Annotated in this window: 24 protein-coding genes and 1 pseudogene; 20 read left to right on the top strand and 5 right to left on the bottom strand. The window is 69.9% G+C overall.

Annotated features, from left to right (window positions below):
* The first annotated feature begins 55 nt into the window (after positions 1–55).
* From HQ306_RS00435 to HQ306_RS00415, 5 genes and pseudogenes are all read left to right on the top strand, one after another.
* Positions 56–1354: an NAD(P)/FAD-dependent oxidoreductase gene (locus HQ306_RS00435; RefSeq protein WP_222627067.1), complete on the top strand. Its 1299-nt coding sequence runs from the start codon at positions 56–58 to the stop codon at positions 1352–1354.
* Positions 1351–2070: pseudogene (locus tag HQ306_RS00430) on the top strand (DUF1365 domain-containing protein); the annotation flags it as partial. The gene HQ306_RS00435 and the pseudogene HQ306_RS00430, both read left to right, overlap by 4 nt.
* A 108-nt stretch (positions 2071–2178) precedes the next feature.
* Positions 2179–3453, top strand: coding sequence for a cyclopropane-fatty-acyl-phospholipid synthase family protein (locus HQ306_RS00425; protein ID WP_056448067.1), 1275 nt, complete (start codon positions 2179–2181; stop codon positions 3451–3453).
* Positions 3450–4745 carry a cyclopropane-fatty-acyl-phospholipid synthase family protein gene (locus tag HQ306_RS00420; protein ID WP_027506806.1) on the top strand — a complete coding sequence of 432 codons (1296 nt, stop codon included), beginning with the start codon at positions 3450–3452 and terminating at the stop codon, positions 4743–4745. Before HQ306_RS00425 ends, HQ306_RS00420 begins: the two co-directional genes overlap by 4 nt.
* Positions 4742–5536, top strand: a complete 795-nt coding sequence (locus HQ306_RS00415; RefSeq protein WP_222627065.1) for a DUF1295 domain-containing protein — start codon at positions 4742–4744, stop codon at positions 5534–5536. The genes HQ306_RS00420 and HQ306_RS00415 overlap by 4 nt, the downstream gene beginning before the upstream one ends.
* Before the next feature lie 79 nt (positions 5537–5615).
* Here the strand turns inward: HQ306_RS00415 and treY are convergent, their stop codons facing one another.
* From treY to HQ306_RS00395, 4 genes are all read right to left on the bottom strand, one after another.
* On the bottom strand, positions 5616–7964 hold the full coding sequence (gene treY, locus HQ306_RS00410) for a malto-oligosyltrehalose synthase (protein ID WP_222627063.1): 2349 nt from the start codon (positions 7962–7964) through the stop codon (positions 5616–5618).
* A gap of 9 nt (positions 7965–7973) precedes the next feature.
* A complete protein-coding gene (gene glgX, locus HQ306_RS00405; RefSeq protein ID WP_222627061.1) occupies positions 7974–10286 on the bottom strand; it encodes a glycogen debranching protein GlgX in 2313 nt (770 codons plus the stop codon).
* 80 nt (positions 10287–10366) lie between these two features.
* The gene (locus HQ306_RS00400; protein WP_027506802.1) at positions 10367–11296 is read right to left on the bottom strand and encodes an NAD(P)/FAD-dependent oxidoreductase; all 930 of its coding nucleotides are present in this window, start codon (positions 11294–11296) and stop codon (positions 10367–10369) included.
* A complete protein-coding gene (locus HQ306_RS00395; RefSeq protein ID WP_027506801.1) occupies positions 11293–11889 on the bottom strand; it encodes a TetR/AcrR family transcriptional regulator C-terminal domain-containing protein in 597 nt (198 codons plus the stop codon). The genes HQ306_RS00400 and HQ306_RS00395 overlap by 4 nt, the downstream gene beginning before the upstream one ends.
* Positions 11890–11955: 66 nt before the next feature.
* Here HQ306_RS00395 and HQ306_RS00390 point away from each other — a divergent pair, with 66 nt between their 5' ends.
* Together HQ306_RS00390 and HQ306_RS22490 are read left to right on the top strand one after the other, a co-directional pair.
* A complete protein-coding gene (locus HQ306_RS00390) occupies positions 11956–12531 on the top strand; it encodes a DUF2567 domain-containing protein (protein ID WP_222627059.1) in 576 nt (191 codons plus the stop codon).
* 113 nt (positions 12532–12644) lie between these two features.
* Positions 12645–13721, top strand: a complete 1077-nt coding sequence (locus HQ306_RS22490; RefSeq protein ID WP_222627057.1) for a GGDEF domain-containing protein — start codon at positions 12645–12647, stop codon at positions 13719–13721.
* Here the strand turns inward: HQ306_RS22490 and HQ306_RS00380 are convergent.
* Positions 13714–14382, bottom strand: a complete 669-nt coding sequence (locus HQ306_RS00380; protein ID WP_222628480.1) for an NUDIX domain-containing protein — start codon at positions 14380–14382, stop codon at positions 13714–13716. The two genes, HQ306_RS22490 and HQ306_RS00380, sit on opposite strands and share 8 nt — an antisense overlap.
* Positions 14383–14549: 167 nt before the next feature.
* Between HQ306_RS00380 and nadA the strand changes: the two genes are divergently transcribed.
* The 13 genes from nadA to hisI all read left to right on the top strand — a co-directional run bounded on the left by nadA (position 14550) and on the right by hisI (position 25545).
* Positions 14550–15587, top strand: a complete 1038-nt coding sequence (gene nadA / locus HQ306_RS00375; protein ID WP_222627055.1) for a quinolinate synthase NadA — start codon at positions 14550–14552, stop codon at positions 15585–15587.
* On the top strand, positions 15584–17206 hold the full coding sequence (locus HQ306_RS00370) for an L-aspartate oxidase (RefSeq protein WP_222627053.1): 1623 nt from the start codon (positions 15584–15586) through the stop codon (positions 17204–17206). The genes nadA and HQ306_RS00370 overlap by 4 nt, the downstream gene beginning before the upstream one ends.
* Positions 17203–18072, top strand: coding sequence for a carboxylating nicotinate-nucleotide diphosphorylase (gene nadC, locus HQ306_RS00365; protein ID WP_056447907.1), 870 nt, complete (start codon positions 17203–17205; stop codon positions 18070–18072). Before HQ306_RS00370 ends, nadC begins: the two co-directional genes overlap by 4 nt.
* Before the next feature lie 37 nt (positions 18073–18109).
* Positions 18110–18577, top strand: a complete 468-nt coding sequence (locus HQ306_RS00360) for an SRPBCC family protein (RefSeq protein WP_027506797.1) — start codon at positions 18110–18112, stop codon at positions 18575–18577.
* A 135-nt stretch (positions 18578–18712) separates the two neighbouring features.
* Positions 18713–20050: a histidinol dehydrogenase gene (gene hisD, locus HQ306_RS00355; protein ID WP_222627051.1), complete on the top strand. Its 1338-nt coding sequence runs from the start codon at positions 18713–18715 to the stop codon at positions 20048–20050.
* Positions 20047–21183, top strand: coding sequence for a histidinol-phosphate transaminase (locus HQ306_RS00350; RefSeq protein WP_222627049.1), 1137 nt, complete (start codon positions 20047–20049; stop codon positions 21181–21183). Before hisD ends, HQ306_RS00350 begins: the two co-directional genes overlap by 4 nt.
* Before the next feature lie 34 nt (positions 21184–21217).
* The gene (gene hisB / locus HQ306_RS00345) at positions 21218–21835 is read left to right on the top strand and encodes an imidazoleglycerol-phosphate dehydratase HisB (RefSeq protein ID WP_222628477.1); all 618 of its coding nucleotides are present in this window, start codon (positions 21218–21220) and stop codon (positions 21833–21835) included.
* 29 nt (positions 21836–21864) lie between these two features.
* Positions 21865–22533, top strand: a complete 669-nt coding sequence (gene hisH, locus HQ306_RS00340) for an imidazole glycerol phosphate synthase subunit HisH (RefSeq protein ID WP_222628474.1) — start codon at positions 21865–21867, stop codon at positions 22531–22533.
* Positions 22530–22769 carry a hypothetical protein gene (locus HQ306_RS00335; RefSeq protein WP_027506792.1) on the top strand — a complete coding sequence of 80 codons (240 nt, stop codon included), beginning with the start codon at positions 22530–22532 and terminating at the stop codon, positions 22767–22769. The genes hisH and HQ306_RS00335 overlap by 4 nt, the downstream gene beginning before the upstream one ends.
* A 52-nt stretch (positions 22770–22821) precedes the next feature.
* Positions 22822–23574, top strand: coding sequence for a bifunctional 1-(5-phosphoribosyl)-5-((5-phosphoribosylamino)methylideneamino)imidazole-4-carboxamide isomerase/phosphoribosylanthranilate isomerase PriA (gene priA / locus HQ306_RS00330; RefSeq protein ID WP_222627047.1), 753 nt, complete (start codon positions 22822–22824; stop codon positions 23572–23574).
* Entirely contained in the window at positions 23571–24416 is an 846-nt protein-coding gene (locus tag HQ306_RS00325) for an inositol monophosphatase family protein (RefSeq protein WP_222627045.1), read from the top strand. Before priA ends, HQ306_RS00325 begins: the two co-directional genes overlap by 4 nt.
* Positions 24413–25186, top strand: coding sequence for an imidazole glycerol phosphate synthase subunit HisF (hisF, locus tag HQ306_RS00320; protein ID WP_222627043.1), 774 nt, complete (start codon positions 24413–24415; stop codon positions 25184–25186). The genes HQ306_RS00325 and hisF overlap by 4 nt, the downstream gene beginning before the upstream one ends.
* A complete protein-coding gene (gene hisI, locus HQ306_RS00315; RefSeq protein WP_056447928.1) occupies positions 25183–25545 on the top strand; it encodes a phosphoribosyl-AMP cyclohydrolase in 363 nt (120 codons plus the stop codon). Before hisF ends, hisI begins: the two co-directional genes overlap by 4 nt.
* Positions 25546–25552 lie beyond the last annotated feature (7 nt).

Raw genomic sequence — 25552 nt, 5'->3', positions numbered from 1 at the left:
GCGAGCGGTCCGACGCACAGCGGCCGGCCGATCGCATCACGTAGGGAGAAGACACATGGCTCACGATGCTCACACCGACCGGCGCATCGCCGTGGTCGGCGCCGGCGTCGCCGGCCTCACGGCAGCGTACGTGCTGTCGAAGACTGCTCGCGTCACGCTGTACGAGGCCGACGGCCGTCTCGGCGGTCACGCGGACACCCACGTCGTGTCCACCCCGCAGGGTGATCTGCCCGTGGACACGGGCTTCATCGTCCACAACGACCGGACATACCCGACACTGCAGCGACTGTTTCGCGAATTGGACATTCCGACACAGGAATCGGACATGAGCATGTCGATCCGCTGCGACGGATGCGGGCTCGAGTACTCGGGTGGGCAGGGCCTCTCCGGGCTGATCCCCGGCCCCGGCAGTGTGGTCCGCGGTCGCTACCTGCGGATGCTGCTCGAGGTCACCCGCTTCCACCGTGTCGCCCGTGCGCTGCTCGCGTCCGACGACGATGATGCGACGGTCGCCGATGTGCTTGCCCGGCACGAGTTCTCGCAGTACTTCGAATCGCACTTCATGACGCCCCTCGTGTCCGCCGTGTGGTCGTGCGAGCCGTCACGGGCCCTGGACTACCCGGCCCGGTATCTCTTCTCGTTCCTCGAGCATCACGGGATGCTCGGCGTCGGCGGTTCGCCGACCTGGCGCACCGTGACCGGTGGATCCGCCCGCTACGTCGAGCGTGTCGCCGAGACGATCGCCGACATCCGTTCGGGCACACCGGTGGCCGCCATCCGTCGGGGCGACCGGTCGGTCGAGATCGAGGACGCCTCCGGGCACACGGAGACGGTCGATGCCGTCGTCGTCGCGACGCATCCCCAGCAGGCGCTGAAGATGCTGGCCGAGCCCACTTCGACGGAGCACCTCGTTCTCGGTGCCATGCCGTACTCGCCCAACGTGGCTCGGCTCCACACCGACGAGAGCGTGCTCCCGCGTCTGCGGCGTGCCCGCGCCTCGTGGAACTACCGCATGCCGGCGTGCGATGCGGCGCCGGGCGGAGTGGTGGTCACCTATGACATGTCACGGCTGCAGCGGCTGCCCGACACCGGCTCCCGGTACCTCGTGACATTGGGCGACGAGGACGATCCCACGGCCGAGGGTGCCGCACTCGACCCGTCCGCCGTGCTCGAGACGATGCGGTACGAGCATCCCCTCTACACGTCCGAGTCGGTCGCCGCGCAGGCGCGACTCGGCGAGCTCGACACCGACCTGGTCGCTTTCGCGGGCGCCTACCACGGGTGGGGCTTCCACGAGGACGGTGCGGCCTCGGGCCTGCGCGCGGCGGAACGTCTCGGCGGGGTCTGGGCATGACCGCCGTCGACACCCGCGCCGCTGCCGGTACTCGCACCGCCATGATCTACGAGACCTCCATCAGGCACGTGCGGCGCGAGCCGATCGAGAACGAGTTCACGTATCGCAGCTACTCGTGGTTCGTCGACATCGACGCACTCCCGTCGCTGCCCGGCCCGCTCGCGCCGTTCGCGAAGATCGACGCCGCCGACCACGTGGGCGATCCGTCGGCGACGCTGCGGGCCAACCTCGACGACTTCCTCCGGGCACACGGCCGGGTACCCGTCGCGGGGCGGATCACGATGCTGACCAACGCTCGTGTTCTCGGGTACGTCTTCAACCCCCTGACGGTCTACTGGCTGCACGATGTCGCCGGCCGCGTCGAGCACGTGGTCGCCGAGGTGCACAACACCTACGGCGAACGTCACCGCTACCTGCTGGACACGGACGCGCGCGGGGCGGCGCGCACGCCCAAGGAGTTCTACGTCTCGCCGTTCAACGACGTCAGCGGGGAGTACGCGATGCGCCTCCCGGAGCCCGACGGCTCCCTCGCCCTGTCGATCACGCTGCTCCGGGACGGGCACCCCCCGTTCGTCGCGGTCATGTCCGGCACCGGACGCCCCGCGACGACGGGCCGCGTCCTGGGCGTTCTCGCACGAGCCCCCCTCGCCCCGCACGTGGTCACCGCGCGCATCCGGCGTCAGGGGATCGGGTTGTGGGCGCGTGGGCTCCGCACGGTTCCGCGTCCGCCGGTGCGCGGCGACGTACCCGCCGTGGTGGACCGGCACGGTCCGCTCTCCACTCCGCTCGGCTCGGCAGTACTCCCTCGATCAGAAGGCACCAGGATGACTCAGTACGCCGTGGCATCGACCGTCGACGCCGAACGTTGGCCCTCCATCGCGACGGCGCCGGTCACCGTCAAGGCGCGCCTCGCCGCGCCCGTCGCCGACGCTCTCTTCCGCAGGGCGGCAGAACATCTCGCGATCCGGGTCGAGATGCCGAACGGCGTCGTCATCGGAGGTGGCGCGAACGATCCCACCGCCCCGGTGATGACGATCCACCGCCCACGCGACTTCGCGGCGCGCGTGGGGGAGAGTGGGCTCATCGGATTCGGTGAGGCCTACATGGCCGGCGACTGGGACGCGCCCGACCTCACGGCGGCACTCGGTGTCTTCGCCGAACGCATGGCGACCCTCATCCCGAAGTGGTTGCAACGCCTGCGCGGCCTGTACATCCCCAAGCAGCCGGTCTCCGAGACCAACACCACGAGCAACACGCGCTCGAACATCTCGCGCCACTACGACCTGTCGAACGAGATGTTCGAACTGTTCCTGGACGAGACCATGACCTACTCGAGTGCGCTGTTCCCGTCGCTGACCCCGCAGCCGGGATGGGACGACATCGCCGCCGCGCAGCGGTCCAAGATCGATCGACTGCTCGATCGCGCGGGGGTGACCGCGGGAACACGCGTTCTGGAGATCGGCACGGGCTGGGGCGAACTCGCCATCCGCGCCGCCGAACGCGGTGCCACGGTGCGGTCGGTGACCCTGTCCACCGAGCAACTGGAACTCGCGTGCAAGCGCATCGACGCCGCCGGCCACGCCGACCGGGTCCAGGTCGATCTCCTGGACTACCGGCTGGTCGACGGCGAGTACGACGCGATCGTGTCCGTCGAGATGATCGAGGCCGTGGGACACCAGTACTGGGGCGAGTACTTCCGCACCATCGACTCGTTGCTCGCCCCCGGAGGCAAGGTGGCGATCCAGGCCATCACCATGCCGCACGAGCGCATGCTGGCCACGCGCAACACGTACACGTGGGTACACAAGTACATCTTCCCCGGCGGGTTCCTCCCGTCGATCCGCGCGATCGAGAGCATCACCGAGAAGGAGACGACGCTGCGCGTGCGAGAGCGTCTGTCCATCGGCGACCACTACGCCCGCACCCTGCGCCTGTGGGACGAGCGCTTCCACGCGCACGCCGAGGAGGCCCGGATGCTGGGCTTCGACGACGTGTTCGCCCGCATGTGGCACTTCTACCTCTGCTATTCCGAGGCCGGTTTCGGCTCCGGCTACATCGATGTCCAGCAGATCCTGCTCGAACGAAGGAGCGACCGATGACCGGCACCCCCACCGTGGCCGCACGGCTCGAAGACCTGATCGCCCCCTTCGTCGGCGGCGCGCTGCCGGTGCACCTGACTGCGTGGGACGGCTCGACCGCCGGCCCCACCGACGCGCCGAAGGTGACGCTGTACAGCCCGAACGTCCTGCGACGGTTGCTGTGGAGCCCGGGGGAACTGGGTGCTGCTCAGGCGTACGTCACCGGTGAACTCGACGTGGAAGGTGACCTCGACGAGGCGCTGACGCACGTGTGGGACGTGGTGCGCACCCGTCGGCTGACGGCCGTGCGGCCCAGCCCGAAGGCGATCGTCGAGCTCGTCCGCACCGCGGCGTCGCTCGGTGTCGTCGGGGTGAAGCAGGCCCGCCCTCTTCCCGCCCCCGCCTCGCAGGCGGTCATCAAGGGTCGGCTGCACTCGCTGGTGCGCGATCGCGCGGCGATCAGCCACCACTACGACCTGTCGAACGAGTTCTACGAGATGGTGCTCGACCCGCAGATGGCGTACTCGAGCGGCTACTGGACGTCGGACTCGCCCGACTACGGCCTCGAGGACGCGCAGCGCGACAAGCTCGACCTCGTGTGCCGCAAGATCGGCCTCGGCCGCCCCGGAATGCGGTTCCTCGACGTCGGGTGCGGATGGGGGTCGCTGAGCCTGCACGCGGCGGAACATTTCGACGCGCAGGTCGTCGGCGTCACCATCTCCCGCGAGCAGAAGGCCTTCATCGACAAGCGCATCGCGGACCGCGGCCTGCAGGACCGGGTGGAGATCCGCATCCAGGACTACCGAGAGGTGCCCGACGGCCCCTTCGACGCCGTCGCGTCCATCGAGATGGGCGAGCACGTAGGCGAGAAGAACTATCCGATCTACGCGAAGGCGCTGCACGACAACGTGGTGCCCGGCGGCCGGGTGCTGGTGCAGCAGATGTCGCGCAAGGCGGGGGACAACCCTGGCGGCGGTGCCTTCATCGAGTCGTTCATCGCCCCCGACATGTACATGCGGCCCGTGGGCGCGACGGTCGCCATGATCGAGGAGTCGGGTCTCGAGGTCCGCGACGTGCACGCCCTGCGCGAGCACTACGTCCGCACCGTCGACGCCTGGTACGCGACCTTCGAGAGCCGCTGGGACGATCTGGTCGCACTCGTCGGAGACGAGGTGGCGCGGGTGTGGCGTCTGTACCTCGTGGGCGGCGGAATGGCGTTCCGCGACGGCCGGATGGGTGTCGACCAGATCCTGTCCGTCCGCCCCGACGACCGCGGCGTGTCCTCGATGCCGCTGGTGCGGACGCACGGATGACGGACTTCTCCTGGTCCGATCTGGCCGTCGTGTCGGCGTTCTCCCTGCTGGCGGTGGCGGTTGTCCTCACCGTCACCGCGGTCGTCGGCTTCCGTATCGGTCAGCACAACGTGGTCGACGTGAGCTGGGGGGCAGGCTTCGTCGCGGTGGCGATCGCCGCGGCACTGGCCGGGTCCGGCGACGGGTGGCGGCGAGTGCTGATGCTGGTGCTCGTCGGAGCCTGGGGCACCCGTCTCGCGGTCTCGATGTTCCGCCGCTCACGGGGCAAGGGCGAGGACCCGCGGTACGAGAAGATGCTGTCGAACGCGCCGGGCAGCCCCGCTGTGTACGCGATCCGCAAGATCTATCTCACGCAAGGTGTCGCGCTGTGGTTCGTGTCGCTGCCGGTGCAGGTCGCCGCCGTGTCCGACGGATCGTTCGGCGTCGTCTCTGCGGTGGGCGTCGCTCTGTGGGTCCTGGGCATCGTCTTCGAGACGGTGGGGGATCGTCAGATGGACGCCTTCAAGGCAGACGCGTCCCGCAAGGGCACCATCATGGACCGGGGCTTGTGGCGGTACACGCGCCACCCCAACTACTTCGGTGATGCCTGTGTCTGGTGGGGCATCTTCCTGGTCTCCGCGGCGCACTGGCCCGGTGTGCTGACCGTCCTCTCGCCGGTTGCCATGACGTACTTCCTCGTGTTCGCGACGGGTGCGCGGCTGCTCGAGCAGCACATGGCGGAGCGGCCCGGATATCGCGAGTACCAGCAGCGCACCAGCTACTTCGTTCCGCTCCCGCCCCGCAAGGCCTGAGCGGGCCCGACTTCCGGTCACGCACGCAGCCCCGAGGAGGGGTGGTCTGCGCGCGTGACCGGTTCACCTCGAGATCAGGTCACCGTCGGACGAGGAGCGCGACCGGGAGCGCGGAGAGCAGTGAGGACACGGTGACCGTTCCGCTGAACGACCCACCATTCACGAGGTCGGTCCACTCACCGTCCGGCAAAGCCAGCGAGGTGTCACCCCATCCGGCCTCGCCGAGGCGCATCGACCACCGCGTGGCGACGGCGACGACGTCGGCGTCACCGTCGGCGGGTCCACGACCGAACGCCACGACGTGGTCGGCGGCCGCGCCGGTCGCGAACACCGGAACGTAGGACCCGCCCACGAAGCTGTCCGGACGGTCGCGGCGCAGCCGTGCGGCACACCGGGTCACGTGGAACTTGGCGGCGCCGCTCGCGTCGAGCGCCGGCGTCCCGTCGATGTCCAGGAGAGCCTTGCGGGCGTCGTAGTCCACGTCCCGGCGGTTGTCGGGGTCGACGAGAGAGTCCTCCCACAGCTCCGTGCCCTGGTAGATGTCCGGGATGCCGGGACCCGCCAGGTGGAGGAGCTTTTGTCCGAGCGAATCGCTCCACGCGTGCGGAGCGATCTGCTGGACGAACGTCGTGAGCGAGGGAGCCACCGCTCCGTCGACGATGCCGTCGATCCACGTGTGGACGGCAGACTCGAAGTCCTCGTCCACGTCGTTCCAGCCGGTGTACGAGCCCGCCTCGCGGATGGCCTTCTCGGCGTAGGCGTGCAGTCGCTCGCGGTACTCGTCCGTGACCACGCCGTCGGTCGGCCAGGTGCCGACGATGTTCTGCCACAGGAAGAGTCCGGTGGACCCGTTGGGCGACGGAGCCTGCTCCTCCCAGTCGCTCAGGCACGCGCGCCACAGGTCGGGCACCTGAGACAGCACGCCGATGCGCGCCCGGACGTCCTCGCCGCGCTTGGTGTCGTGTGTCGAGAGGGTCGTCATCGCGGCAGGCCACAGCCGGGCCCGCTCGGACAGGCGGAGGTGGAACTCCGGCACCGACCGACCGAAGCGGGACGGGTCACCGCCGACCTCCTGGAGCGAGACCAGCCGCGACGTGCGGTAGAACATGCAGTCCTCGACGCTCTTCGCCATCACGGCGCCCGCGACCTGCTGCAGACGTCCCGACGCCTCGCCGCGTGCGGCCACGGCGGCCGCGACGACATCGAGGGCGGGAACCAGTTCGGGGCGATCCGCGGCGACGTCGCCGAGCAGGCGGGGCAGCATGCCGGCCAGCGGCGCGTAGTCGGAGCGGTACACCGGCATGCGGGCGACGATCTCGGTCACGGCCTCGCGGGCGAGGTCGGCGTCGAACGACGTTCCGGTGTCGCGGGCGATCGCCGCTACCAGGCGCCGCACCTCGGGAGCGAGCTGTGTGCTCGCCGTGTCGGCCTTGATGGTCCGCTCGGCCTCGTGCACCCAGTGTGCGTCCCCCGCGTGGCCGGTGACGTCCGACGACAGTCGCGTCAGCGGCTCCTCGCCCGACGGGTCGAGGAACACCCCACCGAGATCGGCGAGAGCGTCGTACCCGGTGGTTCCGTCGACGGGAAGGGTGACGTCGAGCGGCTCCTCGGCGGTGAGGATCTTCTCGACGACGAGCCACGAGTCGAGTCCGACGACGCCCCGCAAGCGAGCGAGATACTCGGCCGGTGCGGTGAGCCCGTCCGGATGGTCGACGCGCACACCGTCGACGAGACCGTCGCGGAACCAGCTGCCGACCTCGGCGTGCGTCGCGTCGAAGACCGCGGGGTCCTCCTGACGGAGACCGGCCAGGTCGCTGACGGAGAAGAACCGGCGGTACCCGATGCGCCCGGAGCGCCATCCGACCAGTTCGTAGGACTGCTTGTCGTGCAGTGCTTTCGCGTCGTCCCCGCCGTCGTCGGTCGCAGGGTCCACCGGGAAGCGGTTCTCGTAGTAGGCCAGCGTGGCCTCGTCTCCCGACCGGTCGACCGAGAGTTCGTTCACGTCGGCATCGTCGCCCAGCACGGGGAGCGCGATGCGCTCCGCACCGGCCCAGTCGATGTCGAACCACGAGGCGTACTGCGATGCGCGTCCGTGTCTCAGCACGTCCCACCAGAACGGGTTCTCCCGCGCCGTGGCCACACCGAGGTGGTTGGGCACGATGTCGACCACGACGCCCAGGCCGTGGGACCGGCACTCGGCGACGAGGTCCTCGAGAGCGGCTCGACCACCGAGTGCCTCGGAGACGGTGCGCGGATCGGTGACGTCGTACCCGTGGGTGGAGCCCTCGGCCGCCGTCAGGATCGGCGACAGATAGACGTGGGAGACACCGAGTTCGGCGAGATAGGGAACCAGCGACGCGGCATCGCGGAGAGTGAAGCGATCACCCCGTAGCTGGAATCGATAGGTCGAGGTGATCGCGTGGCTCATGTCGCTTCCTTACCCCGTTTTCCGTAGCACCAACAGTGACCGTGCTTGCACCTCGACAGCGGTGCCGGCGACGATGACTCGATCGTCGGCTCCGGTGGCCGAGGCGGTGTCGAGCGCGACGGTCCACTCGTCGGCGTACTTGCCGTCCAGTGTGGTGAAGTCGATCGGCTCGTGATGGGCGTTGAAGCACAGGTAGAACGTGTCGTCGACGACCCGGTTGCCCCGGTTGTCGGGCTCGGGAATGTTCTCGCCGTTGAGGAACACCGCCAGCGACTTGCCGAAGCCGCTGTCCCAGTCCTCCTCGGTCATCTCCTCGCCGGTCGGGGTGAGCCACGCGATGTCGCGCGTCTGCTCCGCCTTGCGGATCGGCCGGCCCTCGAAGAAGCGTCGTCGACGGAACACCGGGTGGTCGTTGCGGAGTGCGATCACGCGGGACGTGAACTCGACCAGATCGGCGTTCGTCTCCGCCAGCGACCAGTCCATCCAGGCCAGTTCGGAGTCCTGGCAGTAGACGTTGTTGTTGCCCTGCTGGGTCCGGCCCATCTCGTCGCCGTGCGCGAGCATCGGCGTGCCCTGGCTGAGCATGAGCGTCGCCAGCATGTTGCGGATCTGACGGGCGCGCAGCGACAGCACCTCGGGGTCGTCCGTCGGCCCCTCGACACCGCAGTTCCATGACCGGTTGTGGCTCTCGCCGTCGTTGTTGTCCTCGCCGTTGGCCTCGTTGTGCTTGTCGTTGTAGGACACCAGATCGTGCATCGTGAAGCCGTCGTGCGCGATGACGAAGTTGATGCTCGCACCGGGGCGGCGACCCGTCGCTTCGTAGAGGTCGGAGGATCCGGTGAGCCGCGACGCGAACTCGCCGAGTGTCGCCGGCTCACCGCGCCAGTAGTCGCGGACGGTGTCGCGGTACATGCCGTTCCACTCGGTCCAGAGACCGGGGAAGTTGCCGACCTGGTAGCCGCCCTCACCGACGTCCCACGGCTCGGCGATCAGCTTGACCTGGCTCACCACCGGGTCCTGCTGGACCAGGTCGAAGAATGCGCTCAACTTGTCCACGTCGTGCAGTTCGCGGGCCAGGGTCGATGCGAGGTCGAAGCGGAAGCCGTCGACGTGCATCTCGGTGACCCAGTAGCGCAGGGAGTCCATGATCAGCTGCAGGGTGTGCGGGTGACGGACGTTCAGGCTGTTACCCGTGCCCGTGTAGTCCATGTAGAAATACGGGTCGTCGTCGACCAACCGGTAGTACGCGGCGTTGTCGATGCCGCGGAACGCGATGGTCGGACCCATGTGGTTGCCCTCGGCGGTGTGGTTGTAGACCACGTCGAGGATCACCTCGATGCCGGCTTCGTGGAACGAGCGCACCATCGTCTTGAACTCCGACACGGCCGAACCGGCCATGGGGGAGGACGCGTACTCGTTGTGCGGGGCCATGAAACCGAACGAGTTGTAGCCCCAGTAGTTGCGAAGTCCCTTGTCCACCAGTGTCTGATCCTGCATGAACTGATGCACCGGCATCAGTTCGATGGCGGTGACGCCGAGCTTCTCCAGGTGGCTGATCACGGCCGGATGGCCGAGACCGGCGTACGTACCGCGCAGATCCTCCGGGATGTCCGGGTGGGTCATCGTCATGCCCTTGACGTGGGCCTCGTAGATGACGGTCTCGTTGTAGGGGCGACGCGGCGAGCGGTCGTTCTGCCAGTCGAAGAACGGATTGACGACGACCGTCGTCATCGTGTGTCCCAGCGAGTCGTGCTGGGGGAAGTGGTTCTCGGGCTCGGGCTCCGGATCAGGCTCGGGTGCAACGGTTCTGGCAGTCGCGACGTTGGCGCGGGTCGCGTCGACGGTGCGCGATGCGGTGGCCGATCCCGCGGGGCCGGCGACGTGTGCCTCGCCGGGATGCACGGCGTCGTCGCTCTCCTGCGCTGCGGGCACGGGACGTTCGGGAATGTCGATGTCGTAACTGAAGAGCGAGCGGTCACCGTCGAACGATCCGACGAACGCCTTGCCGTAGGGGTCGAGCAGCAGCTTGCTCGCGTCGCACCGCTGTCCCGCTCCGGGATTCCACGGGCCGTGCACGCGGTAGCCGTACCGCTGGCCGGGCTGGACCTGGGGGATGTAGGCGTGCCAGACGTACCCGTCGACCTCTTCGAGGCGGACGCGGGTCTCGTGACCGTCGGCGTCGATGAGGCAGAGATCGACGGCCTCGGCGACCTCGGAGAAGAGCGCGAAATTGGTTCCGGCGCCGTCGTAGGTGGCGCCCAGGGGATACGCGCTGCCGGGCCATACCTGGATCGATGGTTCGTGTGCATGGTCGACGGACATGCTCGGAACCCTATCCCGGCTGCGGCGAAGGACACCTGTCGGCGAGGTCCGTCGCAGGCCGGAGCGTCGGCCGCCCGGGCTCAGCCCAGTCGTGCGATCAGCGCGTGCCCGAGGTCGGTGCCCGATCGCCAGGCGCTCTCGACGCGGGGCGAGCCCTCCGGGCACCACTGATCCCCGGCGAAGCCGACCAGACGGTCTCCGTGCGAGACGATGTCGTGGCTCGCGTCGTGCTGGGAGGCGGGCTTGGCGAAGGTCCAGCGGTGGGCGTGCGTCCAGATCGGAGTGCCGATGCCCGTGAGCGCGGCGACGGCGTCGACGACGGCGGGGATCGCACCGGCGGGATCGTCGAGGTGTCGCCGGGCGCGCTGCGCGGACGTGTGGGCGACCAGGACCGCGGCTCCGTCGCCCCGGCGTGCGCCGTCGCGCGCGAGGAACTCGACGTCCGCGTCGTCGGACACGAAGGCGGCGTCGGGGAAGGGGAGTCCGGCGGCGTCGTCGTCGGTGAGCCCGAGGACCACCGCGACGACGGGGTCGTAGTCGACGGCGTCGGGCACGGTCACCAGGCGGGAGGCCTGCGGGTCGGGCATGGCCAGGACCACGTGTCCGTCGGGCAACGCCCGGGCCTCGGTGGCGTCGACAGGGATGCCGGACAGCACGTCCTTCACCAGAGATCGCAGGCCCGCCGGCGTTCCCCACCGCGTGGGTCCCGATTTCTGTTCCGGCTCCGCCCCGGCCCGCACCACCGTGAAGGTGTCGGTCCACTCGTGCACGAGACCGCGAGAGGCCCAGTCGGACACGACGTCCCGGAACCCGTCGTCGCGGACGGTGAAGTAGCCGGCGCCCACATCGACTCGGCGTCCGTGCAACTCAGGGGACGACATCCGACCGCCGACGGCGCGGCCCCGGTCACGCAGCACGAACGGGACACCGGCGTCGCGGAGCACGCGAACGCATGCGGCACCGGCGATACCGGCTCCGAGGACGGTGACGGGAGAGGTCGAGGAGGTCACTCGTTCAGCGTACGGACGCGGCTCCGGACGCCGTCGACGAAGAGTTCGAGGCCGAAATCGAACCGAGCGGTGGCATCTCGATCGAGGTCACCGTCGTCGGGGTGTCGATCCGCGGCCAGCGCACCCGCGGACTCCATCTGCAGCCGGGACTGTTCGTCGCTCGTCGCACCCAGCACGTAGTAGAGCAGGGCGTCCGCGGCGTGTCCCGCGTCTTCCGGGGTCAGCCCGGTGGCGCGGAGATCGTCGACGACCGTGGTCCGCACGGGGTGCGTCACCGTGCGGGCGGACAGGCTGGAGGCGACCACCTCGGCGCCGTCCCGGTGAGCCAGGAGAGCGTCCCGAAGTCCGTGAGCGCGGCCGCGCACGGCGTCCAGCACATCGGAGGTGACGTCAGCGGGCACGGCGTCGAGGCGGCTCAGGATGCGATCGGACACCGCGCCGAGCAGCGCCTGCTTGTTCGCGACGTGCCAGTACAGCGCGCCGGGCGCCACACCGAGCGAGCCGGCCAATCGGCGCATCGTGAGGTCGGCGAGACCGTAGTCGTCGAGAATGGTCAGTGCGCCGTCGACGACGTCGTCTCTGCGCAACTGCATTCCGCACCTCTCCCGACTCGTGTCGCGGGCCCGTCGGCCACGCAGCGACAGCCTAGGCTGGCCGACGTGAGTGATGTCGACACGACGGGGTTCGCCTCGACCGCACCCGGGATCGGCGATGCGGGTCGGCCGTCGCGCGGCGCGTTCACCCGGCGTTCGATCCGGATCGTGCTCGCGACCGCGGTGGTCGGTGCCGTCCTCGGGATCCTGTGGGCTCTGCTCGCGCCCGTGGAGCACGTCGCTGCCGTCGGTGACGGCCGCGCGATCGTGTTGACCGGCGAGAGCGATCATCGCTTCGACGCACTCGCTCTGTTCCTCTGCGTGACCGCCGCGGCCGGGGTGCTGACCACGGTCGCCGTCTGGGCTCGCGTGGCCGAGCGAGGGCCGCGTCTGGTCCTCGACATCGTGGTGGCGTCGGCGCTGGCGTCCGCCGCGGCGATCGGTGCCGGCCTCGCCGTGGGCGCGGTGCGGTATCCGAGTGCCGACGGCGCCCTTCGCGGCTATGTCGTCGCACTCGCCCCCGGTGTCTCGACGTGGCTGGCTCTGCTCGCGCAACCTCTGGCTGCGGCGGTCACGCTCGTTCTCATCACGGCGCTGTCGCCGTCGGACGATCTGGGTCGGGACGAGTCCCCCGAGGAGTGATCCGTTCGGGTCTCGAACGCCGGGTTCGTCTGCTTGAATGAGCGCTCTCAGGGCGGCCCACGACGGGCCGCGGGCGGGGGCCGACCTCTTCGAACGGCGAGGGTCTCCAGGACGTGGCGAACACCATTCGGCGGTGGTTGACCAGACCCGTCGATTACGCGTGGACCGTCCACTACTTCGAGACGAACACCGCGCTCGGCTCGACCCGCGTCCTCATCGGTCTGTCCTGCCTCCTGTTCTCCGTCCTGTACGTCGTCGCCGGACTCGCCCCGCCGACCGCTCCGACGGGAGCAGCGCTGACGATCGTGCTCGTGAACGCGGTGGGGACCGCCGGCGTCGGGCTCGCGTGGATCCGCGGACCGTGGCCCTCACGCCGGATGTCGACGGCCTTCGTCGTGTACGCGGACGTCGGACTCTCCGTGGTGCTTCTCTCGCTGTCCGACCCGCTCGCCGTGCTGCCCTGCACGATCCTGTTCGGCGTCGCGAGCAGTTACGTGGCGACGTTCCACACGCCGCGGGTGTTCGCCGTCCACCATTCCCTCACCGTGGTGGTCTGCGTCGGGTTGTTCGTCCGAGCGATCGGCTCGGAGTCCGTGCTCGGAGCGGCGCGCACCTCGCTCGCCGTCACCTACGGACTGCTCATCGTGATGGTTCTCTTCCTCGCACCGATCTCCATCTACCGCCTGCAGTTCCTGCAACGCGGCGACGTCACCGCCGCGTACGTGGATCCGCTGACCGGCCTGCGCAACCGGCGGGGACTCACCGTCGCGGCGGGCGAACTGCTCGGCACCCGGAACGGTCTCGTCGCGGTGGTCATCGACATCGACCGCTTCAAGTCGATCAACGACCGCTTCGGACACCACCACGGCGACCTCGTCATCCGTCGGACGGCGGACACCATCGACGAGATGTTCCCGTCTCCGTCGATCACGGCCCGCACCGGCGGGGAGGAGTTCGCCGTCGTGACCGCGCTGCCGATGGACGAGGTGCTCGACCGGGCGCGGCGGATGCGCAGCGCCTACACGGCGCGGTCGGACCACGAGTCGAGTCTGAGCATCGGGGTCGCTCGCGAGGAGCGGGTCGTCACCTCGCACGACGTGGAGGTGCTCCTCATCTGTGCCGATCGAGCGATGTATTCCGCCAAGGCGGACGGCGGCGATGCCGTCGTCGGCTACGGCACTCTCACGTAGGTGGTCGGAGCGCGGCGAACTCGTCGGTCACACGTAGTGCGCTGTCCCGGAAGCGGTACAGCGCGGCGGGACGTCCTCCGGACGGGCCCGGGGGAGCGGTGTGGCCGGTGGACTCGATGACGCCCCGCCTGGTGAGCACCCGTTGGAGATTGGTGGTGTCGACCTGGTAACCCAGTGCGGCGCAATAGATGTCGCGCAAGGTCGACAGGCTGAACTCGACGGGCGCGAGCGCGAAGGCGATGTTGGTGTACGACAGTTTGGCCGCCAGTCTCGCGCGGGCGTGCGCCACCATCGTGCCGTGATCGAACGCGGTCTCGGGGAGCGTCGCGACCGGGTGCCACGCGGTGTCGACGGGAAGTCGCGGGTCCCCGACGATGGGGACCAGACCGAGGAACGTCGAGGCGATGCGGCGATCGCCGGGGACGCGCCCGGGATCGGAGAAGACGGACAGCTGCTCGAGGTGGCGTACCTCGCGCACGTCCACCTTCTCCGCCAGCTGACGTCGCGCGGAGTCGGTCAGGTTCTCGTCGTTCCGGAGGAGCCCGCCGGGGAGTGACCAGGTTCCGCGCGCCGGGGCGAGTGCGCGCTGCCACAGCAGCACGCACAGTTCGGCAGGCTCGCGGGGCTGCAGCTCGCGCACCTGGAAGACGACGGACAGCACTTCGTGCACCGGTCGGGTGGCCGGATCGGGAGCACTTCCGGTCGGTCCGTCGGCGGCGGTGCTACGATGAATCACGTTTTCGATCATAAGTCGAAAACCCCGTCGGGTCCATTCCGGCGGATCGGCACCGGCGCACGCGAGCGCTGGACGCACGCGAGGAGCACGACATGGCGATCACCACCACGCGATTCGGCGGGAACTCCGCGGTCGTCGACGGACCGACGGGTTACGCCGGCGTCGATGCCGGCCCGGAGTGGGCCGAGGAGATCCTGCGCCTGGCAGAGGCGAAGAACGCGACGATCCTGGCGCACAACTATCAGCTGCCCGCCATCCAGGACATCGCCCACCACGTCGGCGACTCGCTCGCGCTCTCGCGCATCGCCGCCGAGGCGCAGGAGGAGACCATCGTCTTCTGCGGCGTGCACTTCATGGCCGAGACGGCCAAGATCCTCGCGCCGTCCAAGACGGTCCTCATTCCCGACGAGCGGGCGGGCTGCTCTCTCGCCGACTCCATCGACGCGGCCCAGCTGCGTGAGTGGAAGGCCGAGCACCCGGACGCCGTCGTCGTGTCGTACGTGAACACGACCGCCGAGGTGAAGGGACTGACGGACATCTGCTGCACCTCGTCCAACGCGGTCGAGGTCGTGCAGTCCATCGACCCGGACCGCGAGGTGCTCTTCCTGCCGGACCAGTTCCTCGGGGCCCACGTCCGTCGGCAGACCGGTCGCACCAACATGCACATCTGGGCCGGTGAGTGCCACGTCCACGCCGGCATCAACGGCGACGAGCTCACCGCACGGTCGCAGGCGTACCCCGAGGCCGAGCTCTACGTCCACCCCGAGTGCGGGTGCGCGACGTCCGCGCTCTACCTCGCCGGCGAGGGATTCGTGCCCGAGGACCGCGTCAAGATCCTCTCGACCGGCGGCATGCTCGACGCGGCGCGCACCACGGGTGCGAAGCAGGTTCTCGTCGCCACCGAGATCGGCATGCTGCACCAGCTGCGCAAGGCGGCGCCCGGTGTCGACTTCCAGGCCGTGAACGACCGCGCGTCCTGCCCGTACATGAAGATGATCACCCCCGCGGCGCTGCTCCGGTGCCTCACGGAGGGCAAGGACGAGGTGCACGTCGACGTCGCGACGGCCGAACGCGCACGCGCGTCCGTCGAGCGGATGATCGCCATCGGCTCGCCCGGCGGCGGCGAGTGACCACTGCGGCCACTCCGGGCGAAAGTGTCGCTGCCGCTCCGGGCTGGGAGGCCGCGGCCGATCTCGTCGTGGTCGGCGGGGGAGTCGCCGGTCTCGCCGCGGCGATCGAGGCGACCCGGTCCGGGCTGAGCGTGCTGGTGCTGAGCAAGGACGCGGCGGGTACGGCGACGCAGTACGCCCAGGGCGGCATGGCCGTCGCGATCGGCGAGGACGTCGAGGCTCACGTGCGCGACACGATCGTCGCGGGCGCCGGTCTGTGCGACGAGGCCGCGGTGCGCTCGATCGTTGGGGCCGGCGCCGACGCGCTGAGTGTGCTCACCGGCATCGGTGCTCGGTTCGACAGCGGCGCGGACGGCTCCATGGCCCGCACTCGTGAGGGCGGCCACTCGGTCGGCCGCATCGTGCACGCGGGCGGCGACGCCACGGGGCGCGAGATCCAGCGCGCTCTGTCGTCCGCGGCGCCCGCGACGGTGAACGGCGCGACCGTGCTCGACGTCCTGGTCGGCGACCGCGGTGTGGCGGGCGTGCTCGTATCGCTCTCGCCGGACGATCTCCACGCGAACCTCGGCGTGGTGCACGCACCCGCCGTGCTGATCGCCACCGGTGGCACCGGAATGCTGTACTCGGCCAGCACGAACCCGTCCGGCGCCACGGCCGACGGCCTCGCTCTCGCACTGCGGGCGGGCGCGGACGTGGCGGACGTGGAGTTCGTGCAGTTCCACCCGACCGTGTTGTTCCGCCCCGGCGGCCGCGGGCGGCTCCCGTTGGTCAGCGAGGCGGTCCGCGGTGAGGGCGCGCGTCTCGTCGACGCCGACGGCCGCTCGATCATGGCGGGCGTGCACCCGCTGGGTGATCTCGCTCCCCGCGACGTCGTGTCCCGGGCGATCGCCGCTCGGCTGGCCGAGAGCGGCGCTGATCACGTCTTTCTCGACGCGCGGTCCGTGCCCGACATGGCCCTGCGTTTTCCCACCGTCACCGAGGCCTGCCTCGCTCAGGACGTGGACCCGACGGAGCAGCCGATCCCGGTGGCCCCTGCAGCGCACTATGCATGCGGCGGTGTCGTCACAGACGAGTACGGCCGCACCTGCGTCGCCGGGCTCCACGCCGCGGGCGAGGTGGCCCGCACAGGACTGCACGGAGCGAACCGTCTCGCGTCGAACTCGCTGCTCGAGGGCGTGGTGCTGGGGACCCGAGTGGCTCGCAGCGCCCGAGACCGGGTGTCCGTCCGCTCCCTGACGTCCGGCGATCCGTCTGCGCGACACCGGGCGCCCCGGCTCGACAGGGAAGTCCTCCAGTCCGCGATGACCCGTCACGTCGGCGTCGTCCGCGACGACACAGGTCTGCGCGAGGCAGCGGCGATCGTGGGAGCCGCTGTCCCGCGCGAGCTCACGTCGACCCACGACGTCGAGGACGCCGCACTGACACTGCTGGCGTCCGCGACCGCCTCGGCAGCTCTCGCCCGCACCGAGACGCGGGGTGCGCACACGCGCGCCGATCACCCCCGGTCCGACGACGCACAGCGCCGCAGCACCGTCTTCCGGCTGGCCGACGACGGCAGCCTCGCGATCGTGCGGAATGCCCGCAGCGCCGACCAGGTCGGCCCGATAGGAGTCTCATGACCACACCCGCCGCTGCTCTCGACCCCGTCGATCGGGACGAGATCCTCCTCGTCGTGCGCCGCGCGCTGGAGGAGGACCTCCGATACGGGCCCGATGTGACGAGCCTCGCCACGGTGCCCGAGGGCGCGCGCACCCGCGCCGCGGTCGTCTCGCGGGCACACGGCGTCGTGGCGGGCCTCGACGCCGCGCTGGCGGTGCTCGACGAGGTGATCGGCGACCACGTCGTGCTCTCCCGGATCGCCGACGGCACCCGGGTCGAGCCGGGTGACGTGGTGCTGTCGGTGGAGGCACCGACCAGGGCCCTGCTCACCGCGGAGCGGACGATGCTCAACATTCTCTGCCACCTGTCCGGCATCGCGACCGCGACCGCGGCGTGGGTCGACGCGGTGTCCGGCACGGGATGCGTCGTACGGGACAGTCGCAAGACCTTGCCCGGGCTGCGTGCGCTGCAGAAGTACGCCGTGCGTGCCGGCGGCGGGCAGAACCACCGCATGGGCCTCGGCGACGCGGCACTGATCAAGGACAACCACGTGGTCGCCGCGGGCTCGGTGGTGGCGGCTCTGCGCGCCGTCCGAGCCGCGGCGCCGGACATCGCCTGCGAGGTCGAGGTGGACACTCTCGAGCAGCTCGACGACGTGCTGGCCGAGGGCGTCGACCTGGTGCTGCTCGACAACTTCCCGCTGTGGCAGACGCAGATGGCGGTGCAACGTAGGGATCGAGCAGCTCCCGCGACGAAGCTCGAATCGTCCGGCGGGCTGTCCCTGGACTCGGCCGCCGAGTACGCGGGCACCGGTGTGGACTTCCTCGCGGTCGGCGCGCTCACCCACTCCGTGACGGTGCTCGACCTGGGGCTCGACTTCGAGTGACGTTTCGCGTGAGCGGGATCCGGGCACAGGACCGCACATGACATCTGTGAGCACTGTGGACCGCGGCGATCGCGTCATCGCCCGCCGCGTGACCGTGAACGCCCCTGCCGACGACCTCTTCGCTCAGGTGGCGGATCCGCACCGGCACGGCGAGCTGGACGGCTCCGGAACGGTGAAGGACACGGTGAAGGGTCCGACGACGCTCTCGCGCGGAGCGAAGTTCTCCGTGGGCATGAAGCAGTTCGGCGTGCCCTACCGCATCACCAGCACCGTCACGGAGTTCACCGACACCGGGGACACCAAGGTGATCGAGTGGCAGCACCCGCTGGGCCACAAGTGGCGCTGGGAGTTCGTCGCGGTGGGCCCCTCGTCCACCGAGGTGACGGAATCGTTCGTCTACGGAACGGCGAAGATCCCTAAGATGCTCGAGGTGACCAAGCAGACGGCACAGAACGCGAACGGCATCACGAAGACGCTGGAGAAGCTGGCGGCCCGCTACTCCTGAGACCATGGTGCGGGCAGGCCGGAGGCCGGTCGGTGGGACCAGGTGGATCGTCCCCCTCGGGGCGCCGGTCGGGGCTCGAGCGATAATCGACGTGCGCCGACCGGCGCGCCCTTGCTCGACCCGAGAGGATCACCCATGACTGCCCGCACCGAGTTGCGACGCGTGGATCTACGCGGCAGCTCTCCGTCCACCGCCGAGCTGCGCGCGGTTCTCCCACGGGGTGGAGTGGACGTGAACTCGGTGCTGCATCTGGTCACCCCGGTGGTCGAGGCGGTGCGTGAGCGCGGCGCCGACGCGGCGCTCGAGTACAGCGAGACGTTCGACCGCGTGCGTCCCGACTCCGTGCGAGTCCCGGCCGCCGAGCTCGAGAAGGCTCTGGACCAGCTCGATCCCGACGTGCGGGCGGCACTCGAGGTGTCCATCGAGCGGTCGCGCATCGTGCACGAGGATCAGCGTCGGTCCGAGACCGTGACCACCGTCGTCCCCGGTGGAACCGTCACCGAGAAGTGGGTCCCGGTCGAGCGAGTCGGACTGTACGTACCGGGCGGCAACGCCGTGTACCCGTCGTCCGTCGTCATGAACGTAGTCCCCGCGCAGGTCGCCGGCGTCGGCAGCCTCGTCGTCGCCTCGCCGCCGCAGGCGGACTACGGCGGCCTCCCGCACCCCACCATCCTGGCGGCGGCAGCGTTGCTCGGCGTGGACGAGGTCTGGGCGGTCGGCGGTGCCCAGGGCGTCGCACTGCTCACCTACGGCGGCGTGGACACCGACGGAGCGCCGCTCGAGCCCGTGGACATGATCACCGGCCCGGGCAACATCTACGTCACCGCGGCGAAGCGGTTGTGCCGTGGAGCGGTGGGCATCGACTCCGAGGCCGGGCCCACCGAGATCGCCATCCTGGCCGACGACACCGCCGACCCGGTGCACGTCGCCGCCGATCTGATCTCGCAGGCCGAACACGACGTGCTGGCGGCGAGCGTGCTCGTCACCACCTCGGTCGCCCTGGCGGACGCCGTCACGCGCGAGGTCGCCGAGCGCACGCTCACCACCAAGCACTCCGAACGCGTCGCGACGGCGCTGTCCGGTGAGCAGTCGGGCATCGTGCTGGTGGACACGGTGGACGACGGCATCCGCACGGTCGACGCCTACGCCGCGGAACACCTCGAGATCCAGACCGAGAACGCCTCCGAGGTGGCGGGCCGCATCCGCAGCGCCGGAGCGGTGTTCGTCGGACCGTGGTCGCCGGTGAGCCTCGGCGACTACTGCGCCGGGTCGAACCACGTCCTGCCGACGGCCGGATGCGCCCGTCACTCGTCCGGGTTGTCGGTGCAGACCTTCCTGCGCGGCATCCACATCGTCGACTACTCGCGCGACGCTCTCGACGGCGTCGCGAAGCACGTCGTCGCCCTCGCGAACGCGGAGGATCTGCCGGCGCACGGTGATGCCGTCCGCGTGCGGTTCGAGAGCCGATCGTGACGGCCGCGCCCGGCGCCGGGACCGCACTGTCGGACCTGCCGCTGCGCGACTCGCTCGTCGGGAAGTCTCCGTACGGTGCGCCGCAGCTCGAGGTGCCGGTGCAGCTCAACACCAACGAGAACCCGCACCCACCGTCGGCAGCGCTCGTGGAGGACGTCGCCCGCTCCGTGCGGGAGGCGGCAGCGTCGCTGCACCGCTATCCCGATCGGGACGCCGTCTCACTGCGCACGGATCTCGCCGCGTACGTGGCGGCCCGTACGGGGGTGCCCGTCACCGTCGACAATCTGTGGGCCGCGAACGGATCGAACGAGATCCTGCAGCAACTGCTGCAGGCATTCGGGGGGCCGGGACGCACGGCGCTGGGATTCGTGCCGTCGTACTCGATGCACCCCATCATCTCGGCGGGCACCCAGACCGAGTTCCTCGATCTGCATCGGCGTGACGACTTCTCGCTGGACGTCGACGCGGCCGTGGCCGCGATCGAGTCGATGACGCCGGACGTCGTGTTCGTCACCAGCCCCAACAACCCGACGGGACACAGTCTCTCGCTCGACGACCTCCGGCGTCTCGCCTCCGCGACCACCGGGATCCTCGTCGTCGACGAGGCGTACGGCGAGTTCTCGGCGGCGCCCAGCGCGGTCGACCTCATCGACGAGTTCCCCAGCCGAGTCGTCGTCAGCCGGACCATGAGCAAGGCCTTCGCGTTCGCGGGTGGGCGACTCGGGTACCTGGTGGCCGCTCCGGCCGTCGTGGACGCACTGCTCCTGGTGCGGCTGCCGTACCACCTGTCGGTGCTCACGCAGGCTGCTGCGCGCGCCGCACTGCGCCATGCCGACGACACGCTGGCCTCGGTGGCCGAGCTGGCGGCCGAGCGTGATCGCGTCGTCGCCCGACTCGCCGTCCTGGGCTACCGAGTGGTGCCCAGCAGCGCCAACTTCGTGCTGTTCGGCCTGTTCGACGATGCGCCCGCGGTGTGGGCTCGGTACCTCGATCAGGGTGTGCTCATCCGCGACGTCGGCATCGCGGGGCATCTCCGCGTCACCATCGGCACCGTGGCCGAGAACGATCGGTTCCTCGACGTCAGCGCCGACCTGTCCGAGGACGTCGTCCACTCGTCCGCCCCCGCCACCTGAACCCCAGCAGAGGATCCGACCAGTGAGCAGCATCATGACCCCGAACCGCATCGCGCGCATCGAGCGGACCACCAAGGAGTCGTCCATCACGGTGGAGCTGAATCTCGACGGCACCGGCATCGTCGACGTGTCCACCGGTGTGCCGTTCTTCGACCACATGCTCACCGCGCTCGGGACGCACGCGAGTTTCGACCTCACGGTGCACGCGAAGGGCGACATCGAGATCGAGGCGCACCACACCGTGGAGGACACGGCCATCGTGCTCGGTCAGGCGCTCGCGCAGGCTCTCGGTGACAAGAAGGGAATCCGCCGCTTCGGTGACGCGTTCGTCCCGATGGACGAGACGCTGGCACACGCCTCGGTCGACGTGTCCGGTCGGCCGTACTGCGTGCACACCGGGGAACCGGAGCACATGCTGCACGCGATCATCGGCGGCTACCCGGGAACCCCGTACGCCACGGTGATCAACCGCCACGTCTTCGAGTCGATCGCGTCCAACGCGCGTATCGCACTGCACGTCCGGGTGCTGTACGGACGCGACCAGCACCACATCACCGAGGCCGAGTTCAAGGCCGTCGCTCGCGCCCTCCGCGCGGCCGTCGAGCCCGATCCGCGGGTCTCGGGAGTGCCGTCGACGAAGGGAAGCTTGTGAGCAGCGGGAAGGCCGGAGGCCGGCCGGAGATCGGCGGGAAGGCCGGAGGCCGGCCGGGAAGAGCAGGCAAGTCTGTCGCGCTGCTGGATTACGGTTCGGGGAATCTGCACTCGGCGCAGCGCGCACTCGAACGTGTGGGTGCCGACGTCACGGTGACGTCCGATCACCGAGTCGCGCTGCAGGCCGACGGACTGGTCGTGCCCGGTGTCGGCGCGTTCGGCGCATGCATGGACGGTCTGCTGTCGGTGCGCGGCGACGAGCTCGTCGACAAGCGGCTCGCCGGGGGTCGCCCCGTGCTCGGCATCTGCGTCGGCATGCAGATCATGTTCGACCGCGGCGTCGAGTTCGACGTGCCTGCCACCGGCTGCGGCCAGTGGCCCGGCACAGTGGAGAAGCTGCACGCCGAGGTGCTCCCGCACATGGGCTGGAACACGGTGCGCCACGGCGAGGACTCGGTGCTGTTCGCGGGCATGGACCCCGACACGCGCTTCTACTTCGTGCACTCGTACGGCGTGCAGGACTGGGAGATGGCACCGAGCGAGTCGCTCGCCGCTCCGGTTCTCACGTGGGCCGATCACGGCGGCGAGTTCCTCGCGGCGGTGGAGAACGGCCCTCTGTCCGCGACACAGTTCCACCCGGAGAAGTCCGGCGACGCCGGCGCCACGCTGCTCGAGAACTGGCTCCGCACCCTCGGATGAGCGAGCCCCGCGAGTTCTCACTGGGTCGCCACACCGGGCTCGTGCTCGGTGCGGCGACCCTGATGCTCGCCGCGACCACGCTCGTCCTCTGGCTGCTGCAGCCGAGTGGTCCGGTGGGGCTGCTGGTGGTGGCCGTCGGACTCGTCGCCACGGGCGTCTGCGCGTCGCTGGTGGCGAAGGCGTCCGTTCGCCGATCCTTCGGCGAGGAGCCCGACGGGTCCGAGCCGTCCGACTGACGCGCCGCCCTGCCCGGTGTCGCCGCGGATCGTGCCGGTAACCTCGTCGAACGTGAGCCTGGTACTTCTCCCCGCAGTCGATGTCGCCGATGGTCAAGCTGTTCGTCTCGTGCAGGGAGAGGCAGGCAGCGAGACCGCCTACGGCTCTCCGCGCGACGCCGCGCTGGCCTGGCAGAACGACGGCGCCGAGTGGGTGCATCTGGTGGATCTGGACGCCGCCTTCGGTCGCGGTTCGAACCGCGACCTCCTCGCGAGCGTGGTGGGGGAACTCGACGTGAAGGTCGAACTGTCCGGTGGCATCCGCGACGACGAGAGCCTGCGGGCAGCGCTGGCGACGGGCTGCGCGCGCGTCAACCTCGGCACCGCCGCACTCGAGGATCCGGAATGGTGCCGCCGCGCCATCGGTGAGTACGGCGATCGTGTCGCCGTGGGACTGGACGTGCGCATCGTCGACGGTGAGCACCGCCTGCGCGGACGCGGCTGGGTGAGTGACGGCGGCGATCTGTGGGAGGTGCTGGAGCGGCTCGACCGCGACGGGTGCTCGCGGTACGTGGTCACCGACGTCACGCGGGACGGCACCCTCACCGGCCCCAATCTCGAACTGCTCGAACAGGTCTGCGCTGTCACCGAGGCGCCGGTCATCGCGTCCGGCGGAGTGTCCACCGTCGCGGATCTGGTCGCCATCGCCACGCTGACCGACAAGGGCGTCGAGGGTTCCATCGTCGGCAAGGCCCTCTACGCCGGCCGCTTCACGCTGCCGGAGGCCCTCGCCGCCGTCGCGGACAGCGCACCGTCGGCGACATGACCGCCGTGGACCTGGACGCTCTCGCGGCCACCGCGCGCACCCTGCTCGACGGCACCCACGAGCGGTTCGTCGCGGGCGCCGGCGCGCCCAGCGCCGTTGCCAAGGGGCCGGACGACTTCGCCACCGCGGTCGACCTCGAGCTCGAACGTCGGCTGGTCGAGGAACTGCAGGAGCAGACCCAGATCCCCGTGCACGGCGAGGAGTTCGGCGGGCCACCCGTCGAGTCCGGCACCGTGTGGGTACTCGATCCGATCGACGGGACCTTCAACTACTCGTTCGGGCTGCCCACGGCGGGCACACTGCTGTCGCTGCTCGTCGACGGGCGCCCGGTCATCGGCCTGACGTGGCTTCCCCTGATCGGCCAACGCTTCTGGGCGGTGGAGGGTGGACCCGTGCATCGTGACGGGGAGGCGCTCCCCGCGCTGCCCACCTCCGCACTCGCCTCCTCCATCGTCGGATTCGGTGCGTTCAACATCGACAGCCGCGGCCGATTGCCCGGCGCCTACCGGGTGCAGGTGCTCTCGGACATCAGCCGCGTCTCCTCACGGATCCGCATGCACGGGTCGACCGGGCTGGACCTCGCGTACACCGCGGCGGGAACACTCGGTGCGTCGATCGTGTTCGGTCACCATGCGTGGGACAACGCCGCGGGAGCGATGCTGGTCCGCGCCGGCGGCGGGATCGTCACCGATCTGGCGGGCGAGCCGTGGACGGTGACCTCGACGTCGGTGCTCGCCGCAGCCCCCGGCGTGCACGAGGAACTGCTGCAGGTGCTCGCCGGAGTCGGCGAGCCGTCCTCGTACACACCGACATCGCGCGCACGGGAAGGAGTCCGGAGATGAGTGTCGCCGTACGCGTCATCCCGTGCCTGGACGTCGACGCGGGCCGCGTCGTCAAGGGCGTCAACTTCGCCGATCTGCGCGACGCCGGTGATCCCGTCGAGCTCGCCGCGAAGTACGACGCCGAGGGTGCCGACGAGTTGACCTTCCTCGACGTCACCGCGTCGTCCGGTGGTCGCGCCACGATGCTCGACGTGGTGACCCGCACCGCGGAGCAGGTGTTCATTCCGCTCACCGTGGGCGGCGGTGTCCGCACCGTGCAGGACGTGGACACGCTCCTGCGAGCGGGCGCCGACAAGGTGTCCGTCAACACAGCAGCGCTCGCGCGACCGGAGTTGTTGCGCGAGTTGAGCTCTCGATTCGGATCGCAGTGCATCGTGCTGTCGGTCGACGCCCGGACGGTGCCCGAGGGCGAGGCGCCGACGGCGTCCGGTTGGGAGGTGACCACGCACGGCGGCCGCCGCGGTACCGGCGTCGACGCCGTGGAGTGGGCACACCGCGGGGCCGATCTCGGGGTGGGCGAGATCCTGCTCAACTCGATGGACGCGGACGGCACGAAGGCCGGCTTCGACATCGCCATGATCACCGCTGTCCGCGCGGCCGTCCGGGTCCCGGTCATCGCCAGTGGCGGCGCCGGCGCCGTCGAGCACTTCGCGCCCGCCGTGGCCGCGGGTGCCGATGCCGTTCTCGCGGCCAGCGTCTTCCACTTCGGCGAGATGACCATCGGCGACGTCAAGGGCGCTCTGCGCGCGGGCGGTGTGGAGGTTCGATGAGCGCCCCCGTTCTCGATCCGGCGATCGCCGACCGTCTCAAGCGCACCGACGACGGACTGGTGTGCGCCGTCGCGCAGGAACGCGGCACCGGTGACGTGCTCATGGTCGCGTGGATGGACGACACGGCCCTGGCCATGACGCTCGCGACGCGCAAGGGCACGTACTGGTCGCGGTCACGGCAGGAGTACTGGGTCAAGGGCGAGTCGTCCGGACACGCACAGTACGTCCACGAGGTCCGCCTCGACTGCGACGGAGACACGATCCTGCTGACGGTCGATCAGACCGGCGGCGCCTGCCACACCGGTGATCACTCGTGCTTCGACGCCGACGTGTTGCTGAGCGAGCCCCCGACCGCCTGAGTACCGG

It is taken from the genome of Rhodococcus sp. BP-160 (genome assembly GCF_019836205.1).
Lineage (GTDB): Bacteria > Actinomycetota > Actinomycetes > Mycobacteriales > Mycobacteriaceae > Rhodococcoides.
Note: the sequence above shows the minus strand (reverse complement) of the source record. Positions and strands in the feature narration are given on the sequence as shown.